This is a genomic window from Kribbella sp. NPDC050281, from assembly GCF_040655855.1.
Lineage (GTDB): Bacteria > Actinomycetota > Actinomycetes > Propionibacteriales > Kribbellaceae > Kribbella.
This window is the reverse complement of the sequence record NZ_JBFAKS010000002.1, coordinates 193,249-219,044: the sequence shown is the minus strand read 5'-3', so window position 1 is coordinate 219,044 and position 25,796 is coordinate 193,249. Positions and strand designations below refer to the sequence as shown.

The following is a 25,796-nucleotide window of genomic DNA, read 5'->3' as shown; positions in this document are numbered from 1 at the left end:
ATGACTCAGCAGAAGGCCGGCCGATTCGTCGCGAGCCCACCGGACCCGTCGCGCTTCCACCAGGAGCGGCCGCCGGAACCGCGCTCGGCGGGCCAGACCGCGCTCGCCGCGCTCGCACTCCTGCTTCTCGTGATCGGCGTACCGCTGGCCCTGTGGGTCCTGACCGGCCCGCCGCCGTTGCCGTCGGGCTGGCCGAGCCGCGAGGACCTGACCGCGCCGATCGGTGTGGACGCACTGCTGACGGTGCTGCGCGCCGTTGTCTGGATCGCGTGGTTGCACTTCGTCGTGTGCGTGATCGCCGAGATGGCCAGTGCCGTCCGTGGCCGTGGTGTCCCGGTGGCAGTCCCGCTCGGCGGCGGCAGCCAGCGACTCGCACGCATCCTTGTCAGCGCCCTGCTGCTGACCGGTATCGCAGCCGGCCAGGCCGCGGCGGCGACCGGGCACGGTTCCAGCGCGCCGACGGAGAACAAGTCCCAGGTCACCATCAGCGCGACGACGCAACAGCAGCCCGCGCCGGAGGAGAACGCGCAGGTCGACCACAACCGCTTCGGTGGAGCTCCGACCACGACGACGGCGACGAACCAGAACAATCCGCTGGCCGGCAAGAAGGTCTACACGGTCAAGGCACCGGTCGGGCACCACCACGACAGCCTCTGGGACATCGCCGAGAAGCACCTCGGTGACGGCCGCCGGTACAAGGAGATCTACGAGCTCAACAAGGAGCGGGTCCAGCCCGACGGCAGTCACCTGCACCTGGCCCGGCTGATCATGCCGGGGTGGGACCTGATCATGCCCGAGGACGCCGTCGGCGTCAGCCGGGTGCCGCTGGAGACCGCGACGCCGCCGGCCACGGTGACGACGCACACCGAGGAGCCCGGCAACACCACCACGACGGAGTCCGGTTCGACGGTCCAGCAGGGGGCGCAGACTCCGACGATTCAGCAAGGCGAGGAAGCCGGTACGACGACTGCCGGGGACCACCACGCGGTCCACGCCGGCGACGCGCAGGAGGACTCGCGCTGGCGGCTGCCCGCCGACCTGTTGGGCGGCGGACTGGTCGGCGCGGGCCTGCTCGGCCTGCTGATGATCGAGCGCTACCGGCGGCGCGGACGTGATCCGGAGGCAACGGCCACCACGGCCGAGGTGGCGCTGCGGGTCGGTGCCGACCCCGAGCGCTCCGACGCACTCGACCGCGTGATGCGGGCGCTGGTGCGGCAGTGCGAGGCGGCCGGTCAGCCGTTGCCACCACTGTTCGGTGCGCTCGTCGACGACGACGGCGTGGAGCTGCTGCTCGCGCCGGCCCAGGGCAACCCGCCCGCGCCGTGGCAGGACATCGACAACGGCCGACGCTGGCGGATCTCCGGGACCGACATCCCGACCGACCGCTCCGGCCCCGCGCCGTTCCCCGCTCTGGTCTGCCTGGGCCGGGACGAGTACGACCGCGACGTCCTGGTCGACCTCGAGGCGGCCAGCGGCGCGCTGAGCCTGGAAGGTGACCCGGTGGTGGCCCGTGAGGTCGCCACGTCGGTCGCGGTCCAGCTGGCGACCAACCCGTGGACCGACATGCTGCGCGTGACGACCTCCGGTCTGCCGGAGGCGATCGAGGACGTGCTCGGCGAGCGGCTGCAGGTGGTCGACGACATCGAAGCGGTCATCCCGGACCTCGAGCGAGGCACGGTGGAGACCGAGGTGCTGGCCGGCCGGGTGAACCGCTCGGCCGACGCCGCCCCGCAGTACGTCGTACTCGGTGCACCTCCGCGCGAGGACACCGCGAACCGGCTGGCGGCGCTGGCGGCGCGGACGCGGGCCGGCTTCGGCCTGATGGTCGCCGGTGCCGTGCCAGGCGCACGGTGGCAGCTGCGAGTCGACGAGTCGGGCACGTTGCGCATCCCCGCGCTCGGCCTGACGCTGTCGGCCAGCCGGCTGTCCGAGCCGACCGTCGACTCCCTCACCGAGCTGCTGGGTGCCGCGCGGACTCCGACCCCGACGCCGACCGGGCCGAGCCGGGTCCGGCTTCCGGGCAGCGGCCGGACCGGCGACGACTCGAGTTGGTCGACCGCGACCGTGCGGATCGGGGTCCTCGGACCGCTGGACGTGCGGGCGCCCAACCGGCTGGAGGCGGAGCGGGTCCCGCTCGCCACCGAGATCGTGGCGTTCCTGGCCCTGCACCCCGGCGGCGTGCACCCGAGCGTGCTCGGCGCCTCGGTCTGGCCGCGTGGGGTCACGCCCGAGGTTCGGGACGGTGCCGTGGAGCGAGTGCGCCAGTGGCTGGGCACCGACACCGTCGGCGGTCACCACCTGCGCCAGGACGCTTCGGGCCGGATCGCGCTGGGTCCGGAGGTCGCTGTCGACTGGGACTGCTTCACCGAGCTGGCCCGACGCAGCCGGACCGCCCAGACTGTCCGGGACGAGCGCGAGTTGCTGCGTCGCGGCCTGCATCTGGTGCGTGGCGCGTTCCTCAGCGGCCGTCCCCGCGGCGGCTACTCGTGGATCGCCCGGGTGCATCTCGAGCGGCTGGTGCCGGACGTCGTCGTCGACGCCTCGCACCGGCTGTGGGAGCTGGCGATGAACGCGGACGACCCGGCGGGTGCCGTGAGCGCCGTACAGGCCGGTCTGCGCCTCGCCGACAGCTCCGACCTGCTGTGGCGTGACCTCCTGACCGCCGAGTTCCGGTACGGCGGTACGGCGGCGGCCGAGCGGATCGTGGAGGCCCTCGGCGACCGCATCCAGCGGTACGGCCTGGTCCTCAGCCCCGAGACCGAGGCCCTCATCGAGGACATCCTGCCCGCAACGGCTCCGCGCTCCCGCCACGCCGGCTGACGAGTACGCCGGCCCGGTCCGGGCCGGCGGTCAGCTCTTGCTGGTGGTGAGGCGGGCTCGTTGTTGTCTGGCGATGGCCTTGAGCAGGGCGGTGTCGGGCTTGGGATCGGTGCCCAGGGCACCGGCCTGGCGGACGCTGAGCTGGACGACCAGGGTGTTCACCACGAAGCTCACCTCCGCGATCGCCTCGGACTGCCCGGTGCCGCCGTCGTACTGGACCTTGGCGTCGCTCAGCGCGCCCGGGACACCGAACGAGTGCTCGTGGGTGTCCTGGTCCCAGAAGCCCTGCTGCAAGGTCGTCGCCTTGGCTGCTGAGGCCGCCCTGAACAGTTGCACGGTGAACTGCTTCTTCTTGTCCGCGCTGACCCGGGACGCGCGGTAGCCGTCGGTGAAGCCGGCGTTGAGCAGCAGCGCACGATCGACAGCGGGTACGGCGGACCAGTTGGCCAGGAAGGTGGTCGCGGTGAACGGCCCGGCAGCACTGCGCGGATCGGCGACATATCCGCGGGGGAGGACGACCAGCTCGGCCAGTGCGCTCTTCGGCGCCTTCTGCACCGCGGCCCCCGAGGACTTCGCCGCCGGGGTCTGCACGGTGCCGACCGTGGCTCCGGCGTCGTTCCCGCAGCCGGTCACCCCCAGCAGGAGTGCGGTCACTACAGCGGCAACGCCTGGCGCAGTCCGCGTCACGGTGTTTCTCCGTCCGGCTTCTCGCCCCCGAGAGCTTCAGAAGGTCTCCGGGCCAGATGTCATCAGAGCCAGGTGAACGTAGGGCGAACGCCTTGCAAATCAGAGGGATCGCGACTCGGTGAGCAACGTCTCGATCCGGCGCCGGGCGGCCTTCGGATGCAGGGGTTCGCAGCCGGCTTCGATGCAGCGCCGGACCACCTGGGGATCGTCGCGGAGCAGCAGCAGACCGCGGCGGAGCAGGGTGAACGGCGGCTTGCGGTGTTCGCGCAGATCGCGCTGGAACCGCCGGGCGAAGGTGACGAGCCGGTGGTGCCGCAGGCAGATGGCAGCGGCCAGTAGGCCGCGATCACGCAGCCGGCCGGTGATCTGGTCGGCGAAGATGCCTTCGGCAATGATCAGCGGCGAACCCTGCGTGCTGACCGGCCGGTGACCGACCGTGCCGTCCGCGGCGATGTCGTAGATCGGCAGCTCCGCCGAGCCCGTCGTACACAACTGCTCGAGGGCTGCGACCGCGCGGTCGCCGTCCCACGAGCGGGGATCGTCCCAGTCCACGATCCCCAGCGGGGAGCGCGGCATCGCCTCGTCGTCGCCGTCGCGGTAGAAGTCGTCGAGCCGGACCACCGGCAGCCCCACCAGTTCGGCCAGCCGCGACTTCCCTGCCCCGGAAGGCCCGGCCAGCAACACCACACGCGAACTCACCGCCACATTCTCCGCTACGCCCCGGTCAGCCTCCGGGGCGGGGAGCTACCGGTTGTACGGCGTGGACAGCAGCGGGACGGTGTTGGTCAGGACCTGGCCGTAGAGGGCGCGGACCTGCGCCGCCTCGGCGTCGGACATCACCGACGGCTCGGGCTTGCCGACCGGGACCTGCCAGGTCGGCGGGGCATCGGCACCGGACAGTGCCCAGGCTGCTTGCCGGGCAGCGCCCAAGGCGACGTACTCGGCCGGCTCCGGGAGGATCACCTCGGCGCCCAGGAGCGCAGGCGCCAGTGCCTGGACCGCACGGGACCGGGCGGCGCCGCCGAGCAGGAGTACGCGGTGGACCGGGAGGCCCTGAGCGCGGAGGGCGTCGACAGCGTCGGCCAGACCACACAGCAGGCCTTCGACCGCGGCGCGGGCCATGGTCGCGGGCTGGGCGGTGGCGCGGGTGAGGCCGTAGATCAGCCCGGTCGAGTGCGGAAGGTCCGGCGTACGCTCACCGTCCAGGAACGGCAGCAGGACGAGGCCGTTGCTGCCGGACGACGTCAGCGCGGCCTCGTTGAAGGCGTCCAGGTCCAGGCTGAGGAGTTCGGCGGTCGCCGACAGGACCCGGGCGGCGTTCAGCGTGCATACGAGTGGCAGGTACTCGCCGGTGGCGTCCGCGAAACCTGCCACCAGAGCGGTCGGGTCGGCGGTCGGGTGCGTCGAGCGGGCGAACGCCGTACCGCTGGTGCCGAGGGACACGGCGACGTCACCGGGCTGGAGGTCGAGGCCGAGCGCGGCTGCTGCGTTGTCGCCAGTGCCGGCGGCCAGTACGGCGCCGGACGCGGTGTGGCCCACGATCTCCGCCGGACCGGCCACCCGCGGGAGCTTCAGCGAGCGGCCGAAGGCGAGCTCTACCAGGTCCGGCCGGTAGCTGTTCGTCGCGGGCGACCACCAGCCGGTGCCAGAGGCGTCACCGCGGTCGGTGGTGATGCCGTCGATGCCGTGCCGATCGGCCGCCAGCCGATGCGTCATCCAGTCATGCGGCAGCACGACTGCGGCCGCACGGGCCGCGGCCTCGCGCCGTGCCGCGTCGCCGGGAGCAGTTGCGTCGGCATCCCGCACCCACCGCAGTTTGGTGACGGTGAACGAAGGCACCGGGACCGATCCGACCGCTTCGGCCCACGCACCCGGCCCACCGAGCTCCTCGACGAGCTCGATGGTCGCGTCCGCGGAGCTGGTGTCGTTCCACAGCACCGCCGGATGAACGACCTCGCCGGCCTCGTCCAGCAGCACCATGCCGTGTTGCTGGCCGCCGACCGAGATCGCCTCCACTCCGTCGAGCAGCCCGTCCGACGCGATCTCCCAGGCCTTCCACCACTCGGCCGGATCCACCTGCGTGGCGTCCGGGTGTGGCGCGCGTCCTTCCCGCACCACCGCTCCGGTCTCGGCATCGCACACCAGAACCTTGGTTGCCTGGGTAGAGCAGTCCACCCCGGCAACCAGCCTCAGCTCAGTCATGTGTCCACATTAGAGGGCTTCGAGAGTGGCGCGGGCGCCGATCTCGTGCAGCGACTTCAGGGCGGCGATGTACTGCGTCACGAACACGTCGTTCGACGCCAGGTCACCGAACAGATCCGGGTCCGAGATGAACACCAGCGGGTCCTCGCGGTTGTGCTGTGCCCGCTCGACCAGCTTGTCGCGCAGCCGGTCCACCACCTCGATCGGCTCGCCCTGCTCGTCGACGCCCTCGGCGTACCGCGCCCACGACGCGACCACCAGCACCGACCGCGTGATGCTCCGCCCGGCCGCGAGTTGTTCGCGGACGACCGGCAGCAGCCACTTCGGGATCCGGTCCGAGCTCTCCGCGCACAGGCGGGCCAGGGTGTCGCGGACCTCCGGGTTCGCGAACCGCTCGATCAACTGGTGCTTGTACCGGTCCAGGTCGACCCCGGGCACCGGCGGCAGCGTCGGCGTCCCCTCGTCGTCCATGTAGCGGAGCAGGAAGTCGACGAACAGCTTGTCCTGGCACACCTCGTGCGCGTACCGGTAGCCGGCCAGGTAGCCGAGGTAGCACAGCGCCTGGTGACTCGCGTTCAGCAGCCGCAACTTCATCAGCTCGTACGGCTCGACGTCACCCACGATCTGTACGCCGACATCGTCGTACGGCGGCCGGTCACCACCGAAGTCGTCCTCGAGCACCCACTGCGTGAACGGCTCGCACACCACCGGCCAGCCGTCCTCGATCCCGAACCTCTCGGCCAGCGCGGCCCGGTCGGCATCCGTGGTCACCGGCGTGATCCGGTCGACCATGCAGTTCGGGAACCGCACCTCGGTCTCCAGGAACTCCGCGACCGACGGATCCTTGAGCCGAGCGAAAGCTGCCAGCATCTTGCGGGCGACATGTCCGTTGCCCGGGATGTTGTCGCACGACATCACCGTGAACGGCGGCACTCCGGCCGCCCGCCGGCGCGCCAGCGCCTCGACGATGAACCCGAACACGCTCCCCGGCGTCGCGCCCGGCTCCAGGTCCGCGGCCAGCGCGGGGTCGGAGGTGTCCAGTTCGCCGGTCACCTGGTTCACGTTGTAGCCGCCCTCGGTGATCGTCAGCGACACGATCCGCGTCGCTGGATCGACGAGCCGGTCCAGTACGGCGGACGGGTCGTCGGGCGCGAACAGGTAGCCGACGACCGAGCCGATCACCCGCGGCTCGAGCGTCCCGTCCGGGTGCTTGATCACCAACGTGTACAGGTGGTCCTGCGCGGACAGGACGTCGTACATCCTCCTGTCCTGGGGAAGTACGCCGACGCCGACGATGCCCCAGTCGAGGGCCTTCCCGTCGTTCATCAGCCGGTCCAGGTACATCGCCTGGTGGGCCCGGTGGAAGCCGCCGACGCCGAAGTGCACGATGCCTGGCCGCACCGCCGTACGGTCGTACGACGGGACACCCACCTCGTTGCTCAGGGCACCTAACGTGGTCACGGAGAGCATCTGGGTCACTTTACCGCTCCGAGCGACAGTCCGCGGACGAGTTTGTCCTGAGCCGCGAAGCCGGCGATGAGGACCGGGAGCGACACGAGGGTCGCGGCCGCGCAGAGCTTGGCGAGGAAGAGGCCCTGGCTGGAGATGAACCCGACCAGGAAGATCGGGGAGGTCGCGGCACGCACGGAGGTGAGGTTCACGGCGAACATGAACTCGTTCCAGCTGAAGATGAAACAGATCAGACTGGTGGCCGCGAGCCCCGGCATCGCGATGGGCGTGATGATCGAGACCAGGGTGCGGATGAAGCCCGCGCCGTCGACCTGCGCGGCCTCGAGGATCTCGAAGGGCACCTCGGCCAGGAAGGAGCGCATCATCCATACCGCGATGGGCAGGTTCATCGAGGTGTAGAGGATGACGAGTGTGTAGATGTTGTCGAGCATCCCGAGGTACTTGACGATCAGGTAGATCGGCAGCAGCGCGGCGATGAGCGGCAGGAACTTGGTCGACAGGAAGAAGAACAGTACGTCGGTCCACTTCTCGACCGGCTTGATGGACAGCGCGTAGGCCGCCGGCACGGCCAGGACCAGCACGAGGATCGTCGACACGATGCTGGCTGTCGCCGAGTTGATCAGGTATGGCGCGATATCACGGTTGAAGAGATCACCGTAGTTGGAGAAGGTGATCGGGGCGAACACGGACGGCGGGTTCGTTGCCGCGTCGGCCTCATCGTGAAACGAGGTGAGCACCATCCAGGCAACTGGCAGGAAGAAGATCAACGTGACGATCCAGGTGCCTATTGCCCACCATGGAAACCCCGATCTCCTCGGTTCGGTCTGGCGCCCGCGTCGCCGGCTGGTCCTCGAGCCGCTGGTCTGAGGCTTGTCCACCACGGTGGTCATCGGGAGATCTCCTCCTTGAACAGGGACGAGATGGTGCGAAGGGCGAAGGTGGCGACGATGATGGTGGCGATCACCGTCACGACGCCGGCAGCAGCGGACTCGCCGTACTCGAACTTGCGGAACGTGGTCAGGTAGATCTCGTACGGAAGGTTGGTCGTGGCGGAACCGGGCCCACCTTGGGTGATCGTGTAGATGGCGTCGAACGTCTGCAGTACGTAGATCGAGCCGAGCAGGGCGGAGAGCTCGATGTACTGCCGGAGGTGCGGCAGCGTAATGAAACGGAAGGTCTGGAAGCTGCCGGCACGGTCGATCTTGGCGGCCTCGAGTACGTCGCCGGGTTGTGACTGGAGCCCGGCCAGCAGGATCAGCATCATGAACGGCGTCCACTGCCATACCAGCGCCGCGATCACCGAGGGCATCGGCCAGCGCGACACGTAGTCGATCGTCGGCCCCTGCTCGGCGCCGAACAGTTGCCAGATCCAGTTGAGGACACCGTTGAAGAGGCCATAGTCGGGGTTGTACAACGCGTGCTTCCACAGCAGCGCCGCCGCGACGGGCATCACCAGGAACGGTGCGATGAGCAAGGTTCTCGCCAGTCCACGTCCCGGGAAACGCTTGTCCAGCAGGATCGCGAGCCCGAGCCCGATCAGCACACTGATGACCACCACCGACGCGGTCAGGACGACGGTGTTGACGACCGCGTTCCGCAGCCGGGCATCGCTGAAGACGGTGGCATAGTTCTGCAGACCGGCGAACGATTGGTAGTTCCCCAGCCCCAGGAAGTTCTTCTCGCCGGGTTGCAGGATGTTCCAGTGCAGCGTCGAGATGGCGATCGTCAGCAGGAACGGGATCTGGGTGATGATGATGGTGAAGATCAGCGCGGGGAGCAGCGGCCCCCGACGACGCCACTTGTCGCGCGCGGTGGGAGGCTGGGTCGTGGGCCGGGTGGTAGCCGGCTCTGATGCCAGAGCAGTCATGGTTCCTCCAGGTGCGAGACCCCACCGATGACGGAGGTCCCGGGCTAGGGGCGGACCGGATGGCGCGGTCCGCCCCGGGCGGGTCTACTTCTGCTTGGCTGCCGCTTGCTCGGCGAGCTTCTGACCCTTCGCGAGCGCTTGCTCGACCGTGCCTCGTCCGGCGATGGCCGCGGCAACGTCTTGGGTCACCTTGGTGCCGAGGTCCTGGAACTCCGGGATGTCGACGAACTGGATGCCGATCGTGGGCCGGGGCTGCAGGCCGGGGTTGGTCGGGTCGACCTCCTCGATCGACTTCAGCGTCATCTGTCCGAACGCGGCAGAGGCCTGCTTGTACTCAGGGATCTCATACGTGCTCGCCCGCTTTCCGGCCGGAACACGGGACCAGCCGAGCTTCTCGCCCGCGAGCTTCTCGTAGCCCTTGCCCGACGCCCACAGCATGAACTTCGACGCGTCGTCAGCCTTCTTCGTGGTCTTCGGCATCACCCACGCCCAGGTCCACAGCCACCCCGACACCTTGGTCTTGTTCACGGGGGCGAAGACGTAGCCGACCTTGCCGGCGACCTTGCTGACCTTGGGGTCCTCGAGTGAGCCGGCGGCAGACGTCGCGTCGTACCACATCGCGACCTTGCTCTGGCTCATCGCGTTCAGGCACTCGGTGAAGCCCGCCTGCGAGGCACCCGCCTCGCCATGGGCCTTCAGCAGGTTGACGTAGAAGTTGGTCGCTTCGGTGAACTCTGGACTGTTCACCTGTGCCTGCCAGTCCTTCGTGAACCAGGTGCCACCGAACGTGTTGACCACCGTGGTCAGCGCGGCGCCCAGCTCGCCCCACCCGGGTAGACCGCGCAGACAGATGCCCTTCATGCCGGGCGCCGCGCCGTCGACCTTCGCGGCCATGTCGGCGACCTGCTGCCAGGTGGGACGCTCGGGCATCGTGATGCCCTTGCTCGCGAAGATGTCCTTGCGGTACATGAGGAACGACGACTCTCCGTAGAAGGGCAGGCCGTAGAGCTTGCCGTCCTCACCGGACAGGGACTGCACCATCGGCTTGAGTAGGTCAGCCTTGTCGAAGTTGGCGTCGCCGTCGGCGTACGAGCCGAGCTCGTGCAGCCAGTTGTTCTTCGCCCAGATCGGCACCTCATAGGCGCCCACGGTGGCGATGTCGTACTGGCCGGCCCCTGTCGCAACGTCCTGCGTCACCTTGTCACGCAGCTCGTTCTCCGGCAGCACGGTGTAGTTGACCTTGATGCCGGTGTCCTTGGTGAAGCTGTCCGCGGTGAGCTGCTGGATGTCCACCATCTGCGGGTTGCCGACCATGAGGACGTTGATGGACTTCTCACCGCCGCTGCCACCGCTGCTATCGCCGCCGCCACCGGCACCTGCGCAGCCGGCCAGCGCCAGCGCGGCTGCCGCCGGCAGGGCCAGCGCGATCGTCCTCGACTTCGTGAACCTGCTGCGCATAGCTACCTCCACCTGATGTTGATCTCTCACGAAGGCCTCGCGCGTCTCGGGCATGGTGCTCCCTCGCTCACTTCGCTCAGATGAGCATCACGCTGCTCATATATGAGTCAACTGTTACCCGAGCGCCTTGTCAAGAGCCTGTGCAACACTAGGGCGGGGGCCTGCTCATATGAGCGGGCCTGAACATCGTGGAGGCACCATGGAGCCCATCACCGGCGGTCCGGCGCAGCTCGTGCTGACGGCGTCGATCGCGCGGCGGTACTACGTCGACGGCCGGTCCAAGGTGGAGATCGCCGACGAGTTCCGGCTGAGCCGCTTCAAGGTGGCGCGGCTGCTCGACCAGGCGCGCAGCAGCGGGCTGGTGCGGATCGAGATCAGCCATCCGGGCGCCATCGACCTCGATCTGTCCGCGCGCCTGCAGGAGTCCCTCGGGCTGCGCCGCGCGATCGTGGTGGACACTCCTGAGGAGGACCCGGCCGCGCTGCGGCTCCAGCTCGGCAAGGCTGCCGCGGACCTGCTGTCCGAGATCGTTACCGCGGACGACGTGCTGGGGCTCGCGTGGGCCCGGGCGGTCACCGCGATGACCGAGCAGCTGACCTCACTCGCTCCCGTGCCCGTCGTCCAGCTGACCGGCGCGCTGACCCGCCCGGATGTCGAGGCGAACTCGGTGGAGCTGGTCCGGCACACCGCTCGTTTGTCCGGCGGAGCGGCGTACCTCTTCTATGCACCGCTGGTCGTGCCGGATGCCGCGACCGCGCGGGCTTTGCGGCAGCAGCCGGAGGTCGCGGAGGCGATCAGCCACTTCGACTCGGTCACCAAGGCCGTGGTCGGGCTCGGGTCCTGGGCGGCCGACCAGTCCACGCTGTACGACGCGATGGACGAGAAGGCGTGTGATCAGTTGCTCCGGCGCGGAGTGGTCGCGGACATCTCCGGGGTGTTCGTCGATGCGGACGGCGCCGCGGTGCAGAGCCGGGTGACCGACCGGGTGATCGCGATCAACGCCGAGCAGATGGACGCGATCGACGAGGTGATCGCGATCCCGTACGGGCTGGCCAAGGTCGGCGCGGTGCGCGCCGCGGTCCGCAGCGGGCTGGTGAACGGCCTGGTGACACACAGTCCACTTGCGAGGGCCCTGCTGGACGAGACAACCTGACCTGATGGTCGAGGTCGAGACCCCGCTGCTCGGTGGTACCGCCAACCGCGGACTGGTGGTGCGTGTCCGAGACACCGTACGCCGTCCGCTGCGCGGAAACAGCGAGGCGATCCATGCGCTGCTCCAGCACCTGGAAGACGTCGGGTTCGAGGGTGCGCCGACGATCCTCGGGATCGACGGGCAGGGGCGTGAGGTGTTGTCGTTCCTGCCCGGTGAGACGGTGACGCCGCCGTACCCGGCCTGGTCGATGACGGATGCCGCACTGGACAGCGTCGCCGCGCTGCTGCGTGAGTATCACCAGGCGGTCGCCGGCTTCCGGCCTGACGACTTCAGCTGGTCCGAGCCGGTGCCCCCGGCGTACGTCGAGGACATCGTCAGCCACAACGACCCGAACCTGGACAACATCGTGTTCCGGGACGGGGTCGCGGTCGCGTTGATCGATTTCGACCTCGCCGGTCCTGGCTCGGCGCTGTGGGACGTGGCCGCCGCGATCCGTTTGTGGGGGCCGCTGCGCCCGGCCGCCGACATCCACGACGCCCGCCGCGGCCGCACGTTCGCCCGTTTCCGCCGCTTCGCCGACAGCTACGGCCTGTCCGAAGCCGACCGGCTGCGACTGGTCGAGGCGGCCGCCGACAATCACGTCTGGTGCATGGACTACGTCCGCCGGGGCGCCGAAACCGGTCACCCCTGGTTCCACCAACGCTGGACCACCGGCGAAGCCGCGCTCACCCAGCGCACCAACCACTGGTTCACCGCTCACGCGGACGCGCTGCACCAGGCCCTACTGGCCTGAGCCTGGGCGGGGACCGAGAGGGTCTTCGTCGGGTGGAGTGGGGGTACGGCGGGTGCTGTTGGTGAGGGACCGTTCGGGGAGCCAGATGATGAACGTGCTGCCGACGCCGAGCTCCGAGTGGAGGGCAACAGTGCCGCCGTGGGACTCGGCGATCTGGCGGACGATGGCCAGGCCCAGGCCAGCTCGGCGTTGCCCGGTCGACGGGATGGTCGCCGGCGGCTGCCGCTGACCGCCGCGGAAGAAGCGGTCGAAGACGCGATCAGCGTCATCCGCCGCGATCCCTGGACCCTCGTCGCGCACCGCGATCCAGGCCCAGCCGTTGCGGCTGCCCACCGCGAGCACCAGTTCACTTCCACCGCGCGCCAGCCGGACCGCGTTCGAGAGCAGGTTGTCGACCGCCCGCCGCAGCGCCGACGCGTCCCCGGCCGCGGTCGGCCCGGGGGACAACCGGCGTACGACGTGAAGCTCGCGATCGGCCGCGAGCAGTTCGTACTCCTCAGCCGCCTCGCCCGCGATCGCGGCGAGATCGACGTCCGCGTCGACGAACGCCGGCGAGGACCGGCGGGCCGAGGCGAGCAGATCCTCGACCAGCCGCGTCATCCGCTGGATCGCCCGGCTCACGATCGCGGTCGCCTGGGCCCGGTCCTCCGGCGGGGTGTCGTCGTGCGCGAGAACCGCGTCCACGTTCGCCTGGATCACCGCGAGCGGATTGCGCAGCTCGTGCGACGCGTCGTCGACCAGTTGCCGTTGCGCGACGAACGCCGACTCCAGCCGGCCGAGCATGTCGTCGACGGTGTCGGACAGGTTCCGCAGTTCGTCGTGCGGTCCGCCGAGCGCGATCCGGCGGGACAGGTCGGTTGCCGAGATCTCCTGCGCGGTCGCGGTGATCCGCCGTACCGGCCGCAGCGCCCGGCCGGACAGCCACCAGCCGGTACCGAGGCTGACCAGGAACAGCACGCCCATGCCGGCGGCCGAGTAGTTCCGCAACGTCTGCAGGGTCTGGTAGTTCACCGCTGACTCGACGCTGGAGATCTCGGCGGCCTGGATCACCTGGCCCTGCTTGAGCTTGAGGTTGCCCTCGGCATCTTTGTAGACCTTGTTGACCTGGATCTGGTCCAAAGGCTTGGGGTCCAGGAGCTGCGACAGCGTCAGGTAGACGCCACCGAGCAGCAGTGCGGAGAGCGCGATCAGTATGGCGGAGTACGTCAGCGTCAGCCGGAAGCGGATCGTCTGGGTCCAGGGCGGGCGGGGGATCTTCATGCGTCACCTCGAAGCCGGTAGCCCCGGCCGATCACCGTTTCCAGCACGGGTTCCTCGCCGTCCTGGGTGAGCTTGCGGCGCAGCGTTCCGACCGTCACCCGGACGCTCTGGGTGAACGGGTCCGCGTTCTCGTCCCAGACGTGCTCGAGCAGTTCCTCGGCCGACACCACATGCCCGGGTCGCGACATCAGATACCGCAGTACGCCGAACTCCTTCAACGTCAAAGGGAGTTCGCGGCCGGACCGGGTGGCGAGGTGGCGGGAGGAGTCCAGCACCAGGTCGCCGACGTGCAGCTGCGTGCTGCCGTTGGTGACGTCGCGGCGCAGCAGCGCACGGATCCGGGCGAGCAACTCGACCAGTGCGAACGGCTTGGTCAGGTAGTCGTCCGCGCCTTCGTCCAGCCCGCGGACCCGGTCCGCCAGCGAGGCGCGCGCGGTCAGCATCAGCACTCGCAGTTCGCGGCCGGACGCCACCTCGATGTCACCCCGGCGTACAGCACGGCACAGGTCGAGGCCGCTGGTGTCCGGCAGCGTGATGTCGAGGATCGCCAGGTCGTACGCCGTGGTCGCGAGCTTCTCGGTCGCCTCGGCACCGGTCAGCGCCGTGTCGACGGCATAGCCGGCCCGGCCGAGTCCGGAGCGCAGAGCGCTGACCAGGCCTTCCTCGTCCTCCACCACCAGTAGTCGCACGCAACCAAGGTAGCCGGACGACCCGCATCCTCCGGCCTGCTCTTTCGGCGGACTTTCGCTCCGCTTTCCTGCCGTTTTCGCACTCCTTTGATGGTCTGGAGGCCAATCGAGCGAAGGAGTTTCCATGAACATCCCTGGCAAACGGCTCATCCTCGGTACGGCGGTCGCCGTGGCGGCACTCGGCGTCGGCGGGATCGCGTACGCGGCCGGCAACGACCCGGCACCCGAGCAGGGGTATGTGACCGTGGAGGACGACGCCACCACCCCGTCGCCGCAGCAGAACGGGACGCGGGAGGACTGCCCGGAGAAGAGCGGCGGCGGTCAGGGCCAGAACCAGCCGTCGCAGCCGTCGCAGCCTGAGCAGAACCCGGCCGGGAACGCATGACCGCGGCCAATCTCGAGCACGCGCTGTTCGAAGTGAAGAAGGTCGTCGTCGGGCAGGACCACCTGGTCGAACGGATGCTGGTCGGGCTGCTGGCCCGTGGGCACTGCCTGCTGGAAGGTGTGCCGGGCGTCGCGAAGACGCTCGCCGTGCGGACGCTGGCAGAGGTGATCGGCGGCCGGTTCGCCCGGCTGCAGTTCACCCCGGACCTGGTGCCCGGCGACATCATGGGCACGCGGATCTGGCGGCCGTCGACCGAGGCCTTCGACACCGAGCTCGGCCCGGTGTTCGCCAACCTGGTGCTCGCCGACGAGATCAACCGCGCGCCGGCCAAGGTGCAGTCCGCCTTGCTGGAGGCGATGGCCGAGCAGCAGGTCAGCATCGGCGGCACCAGCTACCGGCTGCCCGAACCGTTCCTCGTCCTCGCGACCCAGAACCCGATCGAGTCCGACGGTGTCTACGCACTGCCCGAGGCGCAGCGGGACCGGTTCCTGCTGAAGATCACGGTGGACTATCCGAGCCCGCTCGAGGAGCTCACCATCCTGCAGCGGATGAGCGCGCACCGGCCGCACGCCAACGCGGTGCTCAGCCCGGAGCAGGTCGCCCAGTTGCAGGAGGCAACGGAAGACGTCTTCGTCCACAATGCCGTGGCGGAGTACGTCGTACGCCTGGTGCATGCGACCCGGGCACCCCAGCAGTACGGGATCCACGACCTGAGCGGCGTACTGGAGTTCGGAGCCAGCCCTCGGGCCACGCTCGGTCTGGTCGCGGCGGGTCGGGCATTGGCGTTGCTGCGTGGGCGGGACTACGTCCTGCCGGCCGACGTGTACGACGTTGCGCTTGACGTGATGGCCCATCGGCTGGTGCTCACCTTCGACGCGCTCGCGGACGGGGTCGATCCGCGGGCGGTCGTGTCGCGCATCCTGCACACCATCGAGCAGCCGCACGTGGTGCCGGCCGATGACGCGCAGGGGTCAGCGGCATGAGCACCAGTCCTGATCTGCTGGCTGGGCGGGAGCGCGCTTTGCGGGCGCTCGAGTTGACGGTGAAGCGGAAGCTGGAAGGGTTCCTGCACGGCGAGATCACCGGTCTGCGCAGCGGTCCCGGCAGCGAGCCCAACGAGGCCAGGCCGTACCAAGCCGGTCAGGACGACGTACGCCGGATGGACTGGAATGTCACCGCGCGTTCGCTGGAGCCGCACGTCCGCGCGCCGCTGGCCGAACGTGAGCTGGAGACCTGGGCACTGCTGGATGCGTCGGCCAGCATGGACTTCGGTACGGCGCTCAGCGAGAAGCGCGACCTCGCCATCGCGATCGTCGGGGCGGTCGGGCTGCTGGCCGACGGTCCCGGCAACCGGCTCGGCGTCCGTGTTGCGATCGGCAACGAAGTACGCCGGCTCCCCGCAGCGGCCGGTTCGGTCCAGCTCCGCCGCTCGTTACGGTCGCTGCTGTCGTTGCCCAGAGCAACTCCTGGGGAGTTCCCGCGGACCGACCTCGGCCGCGCGATCACCCGGCTGAACCGCGAGCATCCTCGACCTGGGCTGCGAGTGGTTGTGTCCGACTTCCACGACGACGGCTGGGCCGATCCGCTGCGGCGGCTGTCGGCACGGCATGAGGTGATCGCCGTCGAGGTCCTGGATCCGCGCGAGCTCGAACTACCCGAGGTCGGACTGCTCACCCTGGTCGATCCCGAGACGGGCCGGCGGCGCGAGGTCCAGACCGGCAGCCGCAAACTCCGCCGGCGGTACGCCGATGCGATGACCGCCCACCGCGCCCAGACCACCCAGGCGATCCGGGCCGCCGGTGCCGCACACCTCGTGCTGCGGACCGACACCGACTGGGTCCGTGCTGTCGCCGCCTTCGCCACCGCTCGCCGCCGGTCGAGTATCCGGCGGCACCCGACCGGGAGGACCGGTATCCGATGAGATTCGAGCAACCGCTGTGGCTCTGGCTGCTGGTGCTGGTGGGGGCGCTGATCGCCGCCTACCTGATTGCCCAGCGCCGCCGCAGCAAGTACGCCGTCCGGTTCGCGACACTGCCGATGCTGGAGAAGGTCGCGCCTGTGCGGCCTGGTTGGCGCCGGCATGCACCGGCTGCGGCTTTCCTGGCCGCGTTGACTGTGCTGACGATCGCGATCGCGCGTCCGGTGGCCGACGTACGGGTTCCGCGGGAGCGGGCCACTGTGCTGGTCGCGATGGACGTGTCCAACTCGATGGCGGCCACTGATGTCGCGCCCAACCGGTTCGAGGTGGCGAAGCAGGCGGCGGTCCAGTTCGTCCAGGACCTGCCGGAGAAGTTCAACGTCGGGTTGGTGTCGTTTGCGCGGACCGCGACCGTGGTGGCGACGCCGAGCACGAACCACCAGGCGACGGTTGATGCGATCAATGGTCTGGAGCTGAGCGACAGTACGGCGATCGGGGAGGCCGTGCTGACCAGCCTGCAGGCGGTTCGGTCGATCGACCCGGATGATCCGCCGCCGAGCCGGATCGTGTTGCTGTCCGATGGTGGGAACACTGCTGGGCGGCCGATCGACGAGGCGGCCGATGCCGCGGCGCAGGCCGGCGTACCGGTCTCGACGATCGCGTACGGGACGCCTGAAGGCACTGTGAACCTCGAAGGGCGCGACATCCCGGTCCCTGCTGACACGGAGTCGTTGCAGGGGCTCGCTGATGCGACCAGCGGGTCGTTCTATGCCGCCGAGAGCGACGAGCAGTTGCGCGACGTGTACTCCGACCTCCAGTCGTCGATCGGCTGGACCACCGAACCACGCGAGATCACCAACCTGGTGGCGGGAATCGCCCTGGCCGCGGCCCTCCTGGCCGCTCTGGCGTCCCTCCTCTGGTTCTCGCGCCTCCCCTGAGGAGCCACCATGCCCCCACACCTGGGCCACCCCTTCCGAGGCCCCCACTACTACCCCGGCCCACCACCTGTCACACCCCCACCCACTGCACCACCCACCTTCCCCGTCACCCCGGTTGCCGCTGCGTCGGCACCCCCCTCTCCGGCGGCGGCACCTCCGGCCGGGGTGACGGTCCCTAGTCCTACCGCGAGGTCCGGACGCCGCGCCGGGATCCTGGTTGCCACCGTCGCGATGTCGATCGTGGCGGGCGGGCTCGCCGGCGCGGTGACCGGCTCGCGGGACCCCGACCCGGCGGCGATCGACCTGCCGCAGGCGGCGGCACCGCCCGCGGCTGCGCAGGGGTCGATCTCGGCCGCGGCGGCGAGTGTGTTGCCTGGTGTGGTGTCGGTGCGTGCCGGGCGCGCGACCGGGTCCGGGTTCGCGATCGACCAGGAGGGGCACGTGGTCACCAACGCGCATGTGGTGGAAGGAGCGAGCGATGTATCCCTGGTCCTGTCGAACGGCCGCCGGGTCGACGCCGACGTCATCGGTTCCGACGCGGACAACGACCTCGCCGTACTCCAGGTCTCGGCCGCGGATGCCGAGGGCCTGCGCGCGCTCACGCTCGGCCGGTCCGCACAACTGCGGGTCGGCGACCCGGTGCTGGCCGTCGGCTCACCGCTCGGCCTGGAAGGAACGGTGACGGCGGGCATCGTCAGCGCGGTCGACCGGCAGGCACGCTTCGGCGACAACGGCAACCGCCAGTCGGCCATCCAGACCGACGCCGCCATCAACCCCGGCAACTCCGGCGGCCCGCTCGTGAACGCCGCCGGCCAGGTGGTCGGCGTCAACACCGCCATCGCCACCCTCGGCGCCAACCGCTCCGGCAACATCGGCATCGGCTTCGCCATCCCCGTCGACCGCATGACCACGATCGTCGAAGACCTGGTGGACTGAGGCCCGGACCGCCAGGCCATCACAATCGCGCCGATCGGCGGCGGCCAGGCGTGACGCCGTGGCCTCACACGCAGTTGTGATGGCCTGGCGGTCCCCCTCGTCCTCTAGCCTGGGTGGATGGTGTGGTTTGGCGGGCTGCTCGGGTTGATCGGGATCGGGACGCTGGTGTTCCGGGACGCCGATGTGGTTGGCGTGCCCGCGGCCGGGTTCGGGGTCGGCCTCGTGATCGTCGGCGCGGTGGTGGCCGGGCTGGGAGTGGTACGGCGCCGTGCGGTACGACGGCGTCGGGCGGCTCGGGGAGAACCGGAGCCGGTGGGGAGCGTGTTCGAGCGGGCGGCTGCGTTGCCGCGGCTGTTGCGGGCCGCGCGGCAGGGGGCGTATCCGGACCTGCCCAAGAGCCGGATGGCCTTGTGGGTGTTGGCGCTGGTGTATCTGATCTCGCCGATCGACATCCTTCCCGAGTTGTTGCCGATCATTGGTGTGGCCGACGATGCCGGAGTCGCGGTGTGGCTGCTCACGAGCGTGTCGACGGCCACAGGCCTCTACCTCGGTCGCGAGCGAGACCAGCAACGGCGAGGAGACCAGCAAAGGCGAGGAGACCAGCTCGGGCGCGAACCCGGGACGAGGTAGCTCAGCCCGAGGAGCGCAGCCAGTCCGCGACATCCGCGGCGGCTTCCTCCGGGTGCTCGTACGCGAACAGCTGGAGAGCGTCGGCTGGAGGGTACGGCGCCGGCTCGGCCAACCGGGACGCGGCCGCCAGCAGCCGTTGGGCTGCCGCCACCACGAGTTCAGCCTGAGTTCGAGCCTCGGCCGGGCTCGTGAGAGTGACCGCCGACCGGGCCAGGTCGGCCACCTCGCACGCCTGACAGGCCATCGCGAGCTGCGCCCGGTTCATCGGGCCGCCCGCACGAAGAACACCGCGGTCATCGCCACCGCGGTCGTGCGAACGAGGGCCTTGAGCAACGATGCGGGCAGTCGCCGGACCAGATGCGCACCAGCGTACCCACCGACGACGGCCCCGATCAGCAGAGCCACAAGGCGAATCGGCTGATCCAGAACGTCGGCGGCGAAGAGGAAGATGACGGTCGCCGTGAGGTAGACGGCCGCCACCTGGATGACGCGCAGGGGATTTCCGCGAGCCGGGTCGAGCGTTGTGGTGGCGGTCCAGAACGCCAGCATCATCAGCCCGACCGCGCCACCGAAGTACCCGCCATAGATCGACAGCAGGAACTGGCCCGCCAGGATCGCGGCCGGTCCCGGGGCGCCGAGCCGGAGCGCCCGGGTCAGCCGCCGTCCGAACGCGAGCACGATCGTCGCGAACGCGAGCAGCCACGGCACCGCCGCATCGAACGACTCCGACGGCAACACCAGCAGCAACCCCGCGCCGATCGCCCCACCGGCCACGCTGGCCAGCGTCAGCCCGAGCGTGGACGGTCGCGCGAAGGCCTCCAGCTCCCGCCGGTAGACCCAGGCGCTGGTGGCGTTCCCGGGCAGCAAAGCGACGGTCGTGGTCGCGTTCGCGGTGACTGGGGGCATGCCGGTCGCGACCAGTGCGGAGAGTGCGACGAAGCCCCCACCACCGCCGACGGCATTGAGAGCGCCGGCGGCGACACCGGCCAGGAGGATCATCAGCACCCTTCGAGGATCACGGCTCGGCGGGCACTCCACAATGCGCGATCCCCGTAGCCAGCCTCAGGCTGAGACGTAGGCTGGGGTCATGCGGTACGACTTGGACGACCTCAGGCTGTTCACACACGTTGCAGCGGAAGGCTCGATCACCGGCGGAGCCCGGCTGATGCACCTGAGTCTGCCTTCGGCCAGCGCGCGGGTCAGGGCCCTCGAAGCGCAAGCCGGCGTACCGCTGCTCATCCGCGAGCGCCGCGGCGTCCGGCTCACCCCGGCGGGCGCGACGCTCGCCCGGCACGCCCGCGAGGTCCTGGCCGAGACCACCCGTCTGGACAGCGCCGTCGCGTCGTACGCCGTCTCTGGTTCGGCGCCGATCCGCCTGGTCGCCGGTGGTTCCGCGATGCACCAACTCGTCCCCGCCGCGCTCGCCACGTTCCTGCGCGACCATCCGGAGTACGACGTGAACGTCAGCGAACGCCGCACGATCCGCAGCGTGCGCCTGCTGGCCGCCGGTGAGGCCGATCTCGGCGTAATCCTGGACGACGAACCCACCCCGCTCCGGACCGAGCCGCTCGCCGACGACTCGCTCGTAGTGATCGGCCAGGCCGGCGGCGTCCTCTCCGGCCGCGCCTCGATCGCGTACGCCGAAGTCGCCGAGCACCCGCTGGTTGGTCTGGACCGCCGCTCGCCGCTGACGCAGTGGATGGATGACCGCCTCGGTCCGCACGCCCCCGCGCCCCGCTTCCGCACTCTCGTCCCGACACTGCACACCCTGATCACTCTCGCCACCGCGGGCGCCGGTCTCGCGATCGTTCCCCGCCGGGCCGTCGATACGAACACGGCCGTCGAGATCTGCCCGCTGCAGGACTCCTGGTCCACCCGCCAGCACCTGCTCTGCTATGCCGCGAACGCACCCGCATCCGCCCACCTCCTGGCCACCCACCTGCACGCGGCCGCTAGCGTGCGCGTATGAGTGCGGACGAGGTTGGCATCCCCCTGCAGGCGTTCAGCGCGCTGCTGCACAGCGACAACATCTCCACGGTCTGCAGGGCCTTGAACATGTATCAGGTGGCCGCCTCCTACACGCGGTTGAGCGGTGGGAATCCGCTCGAGCCGCTCGCCCAAGACGTCCGTCAGGTCGCGCGCAACGTGCTGTCCGCGCCGCCGATGGAGGCCGATGAAGAACTGCGTGCTGCCTTCGACCACCTGAGTGCGCTCAACGTCCTGACCAGCCTGGCCGAGGCCGAAGATGCGGACCTGATCGCGACGATCCTCGAAGACACCACGGACGCCGACGTACGCGCGACCGCGCTCCTCGCCGCAGCCGCCGTACCGGCCGATGGGACGCCCAACCCGCGACTGCTCCAAGTCCTGGAGACCATGGCGGACAACCAGGCGCTCGACGAGCGCGACCGGGCTAGGGCCAAGCTGGTGCGGGGGAAACTGACGGGTCCGTAGTACGGCTCTCGGATAGCGTGCACATATGCGCGCTTTGACAGTGGAAGAGGCCCGGCAACGGGCGACGGACCTTGCCGTGCGGTCGTATCGGGTCGAGTTCGACCTGACCGGACCCGGCGACACGTTCGTGACGACCAGCCGGATCCTGTTCGCGGCCGGGACCGGCACGAGCTGGGTCGACGTGAAGCCCGAGCAATTGCTCGCGGTGGAGCTGAACGGCACGGCGCTGGACGTCGGTCTGCTGGCCGAGGGGCGCTTTCCACTGACCGATCTGCGGGACGAGAACGAGCTCGTGGTGACGGCCGAGCTGAAGTACTCCGCGGACGGCGAGGGCCTGCAGCGCAGCGTCGACGCCGCCGACGGCAAGGTCTACACCTACGGCATGTCGTCGCTCGAGTCGGCGCCGCGGTACTTCCCGTGTTTCGACCAGCCGGATCTCAAGGCGCCGTACACGATCACTGTGAAGTGCCCCGAGGACTGGGTTGTCCTGGGCAACGGTGCGGCGACGCAGGTCGGCCCGGGGGAGTGGCGGCTGGCCGAGACGAGGCCGCTGTCGACGTACTTCGTCACGATCCTCGCCGGGCCGTACCACCTGATCCGCAGCGAGCACGACGGGATCCCACTCGGGCTGGCCTGCCGGCAGACGCTGAAGGAGCACCTGGACCGGGAGGCCGAGGACCTGTTCCGGACCACCGGCGAAGCGTTCGACGAGTACCACCGGATGTTCCGGCAGCGGTACCCGTTCGGTGAGTACTGGCAGGCGTTCGTGCCGGACTTCAACCTCGGCGCGATGGAGAACCCGGGCTGCGTGACGTTCGCCGACCACCTGGTGTTCCGCGGCCCGGTGACCGAGGCGGAACGCAGTACCCGGGCCCGGATCGTCGACCACGAGATGGCGCACATGTGGTTCGGCGACCTGGTCACCATGCAGTGGTGGAACGACATGTGGCTGAACGAGTCGTTCGCGGAGTACATGGCGCACCGGGTCGCGGAGGACGCCACCAGCCACGGCGGCAACTGGACCGACTTCGCCTTCGTCCGCAAGTGGTGGGGCCTGCGCACGGACCAGAGCAGCTCGACCCACCCGGTCGCGCCGGACAGCCTGAAGAACGCCCGGGAGTCGCTCGACGACTTCGACGGGATCTCGTACGCCAAGGGCGCCGCGGTGCTCAAGCAACTGGCGAAGTACCTCGGCGACGACGTGTTCCTGAAGGGTGTGAACGCGCACCTGGAGGCGCACGAGTACGGCAACGCCGACCTGGCCGAGTTCATCGCGAAGCTGACCGAGGCCGGCGCGCAGGACCTGGCCAACTGGTCGGAGCAGTGGCTGCGGACGTCCGGCCTGGACACCATCTCGATCGAGCGCACCGCCGACGGCGTCGTCCTGCACCGCAAGAGCCCGGACGGTTCGCGCCGCCCGCACAAGCTAAGCGTCGGTGGGTACGACGCCAGTGGCGCGGCCACGATCGTGGACGTGATGCTGGACCAGGACAGCGTGGAAGTTGCGCTGAGCAACGAGTACGCCGTGATCGTGCCGGACGCGAACGACGACACGTGGGCGAAGATCCGTCTCGACTCCACGAGTCTGGCCAACCTGCCCGCGGTCCTGCCGAAGATCGCCGACGGCACCACCCGCGCGGTGATCTGGAACTCGATCCGCGACTCCACCGCCGACGCCGAGCTCGATCCGCGGCAGGCACTCGACCTGTTCGTCACCGCGATCAAGGACGAGGACAGCGACATCGCCGTCGGCTCGTTGGTGCGCTGGCTGGAGGAGCACGTGCTCGGCGTCTACCTCCCGTACGACGAGTCGCGCGGTCCCGTCGCGGATGCCCTGGCTGCGAAGCTGGCGACCGTCGAGCCGGGGAGCAGCCTGCAGCTCGCGACCGTACGCGGCTTCGTCGCGACCACCGACGACGCTGAGCTGCTGAAGTCCTGGCTGGACGGCGTCGAGACTCCGGCCGGTCTGGAGCTCGACCAGGATCTCCGCTGGGAGCTCGTACTGCGGCTCGTCCAGCTGGACGCGTTCGGCGCCGCGGAGATCGACGCCGAGCTGGCGCGCGACACGTCGACCGAGGGCGTCAACCACGCCGCCCGCTGCCGGGCCGCCCTGCCCGCCGGCAAGGAGGCGGCCTGGACGCGGATCATGACCGACCCGGCGATCGGCGTGAAGGAACTGCTCGCCGCGGCCGACGGCTTCTGGCATCCGGGGCAGGCCGCGATCACGGCGCCGTACGTGCGGCGCTACTTCACCGACATCGCGGGCACGGATGCCATCCGGGCCGGGATGGTGATCGGGCTGACCGCGCGCCGGATCGCGCCGAGGTTCGCGATCGACGAGAGCCTGGTCGAGCCGGCCGAGCAGCTCATCGCCGACGAGTCCGTGGTCTCCTCGGTCCGGCGGCAGACGGCCAACTTCCTGGACGACCTGCGCCGGGCGCTCGCGGTCCGGCGTACCTTCGGCTGACCTTTCGGCCGCGCGGCGATCGCAGGGCCGGCTGGTCAGCTGACGGTGAGGCGCTCCGCGACGGCCTTACGCGCCTGGTGGATCCGGGCTTTGACGGTGCCCAGCGGTACGTCGAGCTCGACGGCGATCTCGGCGTACGTGAGGGAGCCGAGGTCGCGCAGGATCAGGGGCTGGACGAGTTGCGGGTGGCTGGACTCCAGGGATTCAAGGGCTTCCAGCAGATCCAGCCGGGAGCCGGCGATCACCGAGGTGGTGCGCGGATCGGCCGACTCGGGCATGAGCTCGGCGGACTGCTCGACCGAGCGTCGCTTCAGCGACCGGTAGGTCTGCCGGGCCTGGTTGGTGGCCACGACGGTGACCCAGCCGACGAAGCTGCCGGTGCCCTTGAAGGTGTGGATCTTGTTGGCCACCTGGAGCAAGGTGTCCTGGGCCGCCTCCTCGGCGTCCTCGTGGTACGGCAGGAACTTGGCCACCCGCCGCTGCACCTGCGGGCGGATCGCCGCCAGGATGGTCGGAAGCACGCTCTGGTCCCCGGCCGCGGCGCGCGCAGCGAGTTGTTCCAGATCCTCGTTCATGCTCCCCCAGGGTGGTGTTGGCCGGACAAACCAGCCGTGCACGACAATAGCCGGGATGGATGTCATCGGCAGGTACCGGCTGCAGGACAAAATCGGTGCGGGCGCGTTCGCGACCGTCTGGCGTGGGTACGACGACGACCTCGACGTGGACGTGGCCGTCAAGGTCCTCGCCGACAACTGGGCATCGCGCGCCGACGTCCGCGAGCGGTTCCTGTCCGAGGCGCGGCTGATGCGGCGGATCGCCAGCGACCGGGTGGTCCGGGTCTTCGACCTCGGCCGGCTCCCGGACGGACGCCCGTACTTCGTGATGGACTACATCGGCGGTGGCTCACTGGGCGACGTACTGCGGCATGGGCCGCTGGATGTCGTCGATGCCGTGTGGTGGGGCGCCGACCTGGCCCGGGCCGTCGCCGCCTTGCACAGCGAGGGTGTCGTCCATCGCGATGTCACCCCGGCGAACCTTCTGCTCCGGCCGAACCAGAGTGGCGAATCCGGTGGCGGAGGTACACATCGGATCGTCCTGGCCGACCTCGGTCTGGCCAAGCGTGCGGCAGAGGCATCCGGTCTGACCCAGGCCGTCGGTACGCCGTCGTACATGGCGCCTGAGCAAGGGCGCGGGGACGGTGGGTTCGACGAGCGGGCGGACATTTACGCAGTCGGTGCGGTGACCTATGCGCTGATCACGGGGCATCCGCCGTACTCTTCGTCCTCGATCGGCGAGGTGGTCAACCGCGATCCGGATCTGACGCCACCCAGCCTCCAATCGCTGCTGCACGACGCCGTAGGCCAGCTCGACGATGTCCTCGGGCGAGCGCTCGCGTACCGGGTCACCGATCGCTGGGAGCGCGCCGATGCGCTCGCCGAGCGGTTGGAGGCGGAGGCGTACCGGCTCGAGCAGGAGGCGCCGTTCCGGGCGATGGAGCCGACGAGCATCGCCATCGACGACAAGCTGCCGACGACGGTCGCGACCGATCCGCCGGTACGACGCCGGCGCCGCAACCGGGCGTGGTTCCTGCTCTCGCTGCCGGTGGTGTTCGTGCTGGCCGGAGTGGGCGGCTGGTTCCTGTTCGGTCAGTGAGACGCGAGGTTCGATC

The 25,796-nt window shown here is 69.7% G+C and carries 25 protein-coding genes; 13 read left to right on the top strand and 12 right to left on the bottom strand.

Translation table 11 applies throughout. The features are described 5' to 3' along the window. Positions 1 to 2,820: a BTAD domain-containing putative transcriptional regulator gene (locus tag AB0I34_RS03600; protein WP_360438736.1), complete on the top strand. Its 2,820-nt coding sequence runs from the start codon at positions 1 to 3 to the stop codon at positions 2,818 to 2,820. Positions 2,821 to 2,850: 30 nt separating this feature from the next. Here the strand turns inward: AB0I34_RS03600 and AB0I34_RS03595 are convergent, their stop codons facing one another. From AB0I34_RS03595 to AB0I34_RS03565, 7 genes are all read right to left on the bottom strand, one after another. Further along, entirely contained in the window at positions 2,851 to 3,507 is a 657-nt protein-coding gene (locus AB0I34_RS03595) for a hypothetical protein (RefSeq protein WP_360438733.1), read from the bottom strand. A 99-nt stretch (positions 3,508 to 3,606) separates the two neighbouring features. Continuing rightward, positions 3,607 to 4,206 (bottom strand): ATP-binding protein, encoded by a 600-nt coding sequence (locus AB0I34_RS03590; protein WP_360438727.1) that lies wholly within the window; start codon positions 4,204 to 4,206, stop codon positions 3,607 to 3,609. Between the two features lie 45 nt (positions 4,207 to 4,251). Continuing rightward, entirely contained in the window at positions 4,252 to 5,709 is a 1,458-nt protein-coding gene (locus tag AB0I34_RS03585; RefSeq protein WP_360438724.1) for an FGGY family carbohydrate kinase, read from the bottom strand. A 9-nt stretch (positions 5,710 to 5,718) separates the two neighbouring features. Beyond that, complete coding sequence (locus AB0I34_RS03580) at positions 5,719 to 7,179, bottom strand: mannitol dehydrogenase family protein (protein WP_360438721.1); 1,461 nt, start codon at positions 7,177 to 7,179, stop codon at positions 5,719 to 5,721. A 5-nt stretch (positions 7,180 to 7,184) separates the two neighbouring features. Then, positions 7,185 to 8,069 (bottom strand): carbohydrate ABC transporter permease, encoded by an 885-nt coding sequence (locus AB0I34_RS03575; RefSeq protein WP_360438718.1) that lies wholly within the window; start codon positions 8,067 to 8,069, stop codon positions 7,185 to 7,187. Continuing rightward, positions 8,066 to 9,046 carry a sugar ABC transporter permease gene (locus AB0I34_RS03570; RefSeq protein ID WP_360438715.1) on the bottom strand — a complete coding sequence of 327 codons (981 nt, stop codon included), beginning with the start codon at positions 9,044 to 9,046 and terminating at the stop codon, positions 8,066 to 8,068. The genes AB0I34_RS03575 and AB0I34_RS03570 overlap by 4 nt, the downstream gene beginning before the upstream one ends. A gap of 84 nt (positions 9,047 to 9,130) precedes the next feature. Next, positions 9,131 to 10,504, bottom strand: a complete 1,374-nt coding sequence (locus AB0I34_RS03565) for a sugar ABC transporter substrate-binding protein (RefSeq protein WP_360438712.1) — start codon at positions 10,502 to 10,504, stop codon at positions 9,131 to 9,133. 199 nt (positions 10,505 to 10,703) lie between these two features. Between AB0I34_RS03565 and AB0I34_RS03560 the strand changes: the two genes are divergently transcribed. Together AB0I34_RS03560 and AB0I34_RS03555 are read left to right on the top strand one after the other, a co-directional pair. Next, entirely contained in the window at positions 10,704 to 11,657 is a 954-nt protein-coding gene (locus AB0I34_RS03560; protein WP_360438709.1) for a sugar-binding domain-containing protein, read from the top strand. A 4-nt stretch (positions 11,658 to 11,661) separates the two neighbouring features. Further along, a complete protein-coding gene (locus AB0I34_RS03555) occupies positions 11,662 to 12,450 on the top strand; it encodes a phosphotransferase (protein ID WP_360438706.1) in 789 nt (262 codons plus the stop codon). Here AB0I34_RS03555 and AB0I34_RS03550 read toward each other — a convergent pair. Continuing rightward, entirely contained in the window at positions 12,439 to 13,710 is a 1,272-nt protein-coding gene (locus AB0I34_RS03550) for a HAMP domain-containing sensor histidine kinase (protein WP_360438703.1), read from the bottom strand. The genes AB0I34_RS03555 and AB0I34_RS03550 overlap by 12 nt on opposite strands. Next, a complete protein-coding gene (locus tag AB0I34_RS03545) occupies positions 13,707 to 14,399 on the bottom strand; it encodes a response regulator transcription factor (protein WP_360438700.1) in 693 nt (230 codons plus the stop codon). The genes AB0I34_RS03550 and AB0I34_RS03545 overlap by 4 nt, the downstream gene beginning before the upstream one ends. A gap of 124 nt (positions 14,400 to 14,523) precedes the next feature. Here AB0I34_RS03545 and AB0I34_RS03540 point away from each other — a divergent pair, with 124 nt between their 5' ends. The 6 genes from AB0I34_RS03540 (at position 14,524) to AB0I34_RS03515 (ending at position 19,206) form a co-directional block, all read left to right on the top strand. Continuing rightward, positions 14,524 to 14,784, top strand: coding sequence for a hypothetical protein (locus AB0I34_RS03540; protein WP_360438697.1), 261 nt, complete (start codon positions 14,524 to 14,526; stop codon positions 14,782 to 14,784). Further along, on the top strand, positions 14,781 to 15,767 hold the full coding sequence (locus AB0I34_RS03535; protein WP_360438694.1) for a MoxR family ATPase: 987 nt from the start codon (positions 14,781 to 14,783) through the stop codon (positions 15,765 to 15,767). Before AB0I34_RS03540 ends, AB0I34_RS03535 begins: the two co-directional genes overlap by 4 nt. Continuing rightward, complete coding sequence (locus tag AB0I34_RS03530; RefSeq protein ID WP_360438691.1) at positions 15,764 to 16,705, top strand: DUF58 domain-containing protein; 942 nt, start codon at positions 15,764 to 15,766, stop codon at positions 16,703 to 16,705. Before AB0I34_RS03535 ends, AB0I34_RS03530 begins: the two co-directional genes overlap by 4 nt. After that, on the top strand, positions 16,702 to 17,640 hold the full coding sequence (locus tag AB0I34_RS03525) for a VWA domain-containing protein (RefSeq protein ID WP_360438688.1): 939 nt from the start codon (positions 16,702 to 16,704) through the stop codon (positions 17,638 to 17,640). Before AB0I34_RS03530 ends, AB0I34_RS03525 begins: the two co-directional genes overlap by 4 nt. Before the next feature lie 231 nt (positions 17,641 to 17,871). Further along, the gene (locus AB0I34_RS03520; protein ID WP_360438685.1) at positions 17,872 to 18,576 is read left to right on the top strand and encodes a trypsin-like peptidase domain-containing protein; all 705 of its coding nucleotides are present in this window, start codon (positions 17,872 to 17,874) and stop codon (positions 18,574 to 18,576) included. Between the two features lie 117 nt (positions 18,577 to 18,693). Beyond that, complete coding sequence (locus AB0I34_RS03515) at positions 18,694 to 19,206, top strand: YkvA family protein (protein WP_360438682.1); 513 nt, start codon at positions 18,694 to 18,696, stop codon at positions 19,204 to 19,206. Position 19,207: 1 nt separating this feature from the next. Here AB0I34_RS03515 and AB0I34_RS03510 read toward each other — a convergent pair whose 3' ends face one another. Together AB0I34_RS03510 and AB0I34_RS03505 are read right to left on the bottom strand one after the other, a co-directional pair. Beyond that, positions 19,208 to 19,471: a hypothetical protein gene (locus AB0I34_RS03510; protein ID WP_360438679.1), complete on the bottom strand. Its 264-nt coding sequence runs from the start codon at positions 19,469 to 19,471 to the stop codon at positions 19,208 to 19,210. Beyond that, positions 19,468 to 20,205 (bottom strand): sulfite exporter TauE/SafE family protein, encoded by a 738-nt coding sequence (locus tag AB0I34_RS03505; RefSeq protein WP_360439124.1) that lies wholly within the window; start codon positions 20,203 to 20,205, stop codon positions 19,468 to 19,470. Before AB0I34_RS03505 ends, AB0I34_RS03510 begins: the two co-directional genes overlap by 4 nt. An 88-nt stretch (positions 20,206 to 20,293) precedes the next feature. Between AB0I34_RS03505 and AB0I34_RS03500 the strand changes: the two genes are divergently transcribed. From AB0I34_RS03500 to pepN, 3 genes are read left to right on the top strand one after another with little or no spacing between them, the layout of a single operon-like run. Beyond that, complete coding sequence (locus tag AB0I34_RS03500) at positions 20,294 to 21,175, top strand: LysR family transcriptional regulator (RefSeq protein WP_360438676.1); 882 nt, start codon at positions 20,294 to 20,296, stop codon at positions 21,173 to 21,175. Further along, entirely contained in the window at positions 21,172 to 21,660 is a 489-nt protein-coding gene (locus AB0I34_RS03495) for a hypothetical protein (RefSeq protein WP_360438673.1), read from the top strand. The genes AB0I34_RS03500 and AB0I34_RS03495 overlap by 4 nt, the downstream gene beginning before the upstream one ends. A gap of 25 nt (positions 21,661 to 21,685) precedes the next feature. Next, positions 21,686 to 24,127, top strand: coding sequence for an aminopeptidase N (gene pepN, locus AB0I34_RS03490; protein ID WP_360438670.1), 2,442 nt, complete (start codon positions 21,686 to 21,688; stop codon positions 24,125 to 24,127). Between the two features lie 35 nt (positions 24,128 to 24,162). Here the strand turns inward: pepN and AB0I34_RS03485 are convergent, their stop codons facing one another. Next, positions 24,163 to 24,702 carry an RNA polymerase sigma factor gene (locus AB0I34_RS03485; protein ID WP_360438667.1) on the bottom strand — a complete coding sequence of 180 codons (540 nt, stop codon included), beginning with the start codon at positions 24,700 to 24,702 and terminating at the stop codon, positions 24,163 to 24,165. 55 nt (positions 24,703 to 24,757) lie between these two features. Here AB0I34_RS03485 and AB0I34_RS03480 point away from each other — a divergent pair, with 55 nt between their 5' ends. After that, a complete protein-coding gene (locus tag AB0I34_RS03480) occupies positions 24,758 to 25,780 on the top strand; it encodes a serine/threonine-protein kinase (protein ID WP_360438664.1) in 1,023 nt (340 codons plus the stop codon). The last annotated feature ends 16 nt before the right edge of the window (positions 25,781 to 25,796 follow it).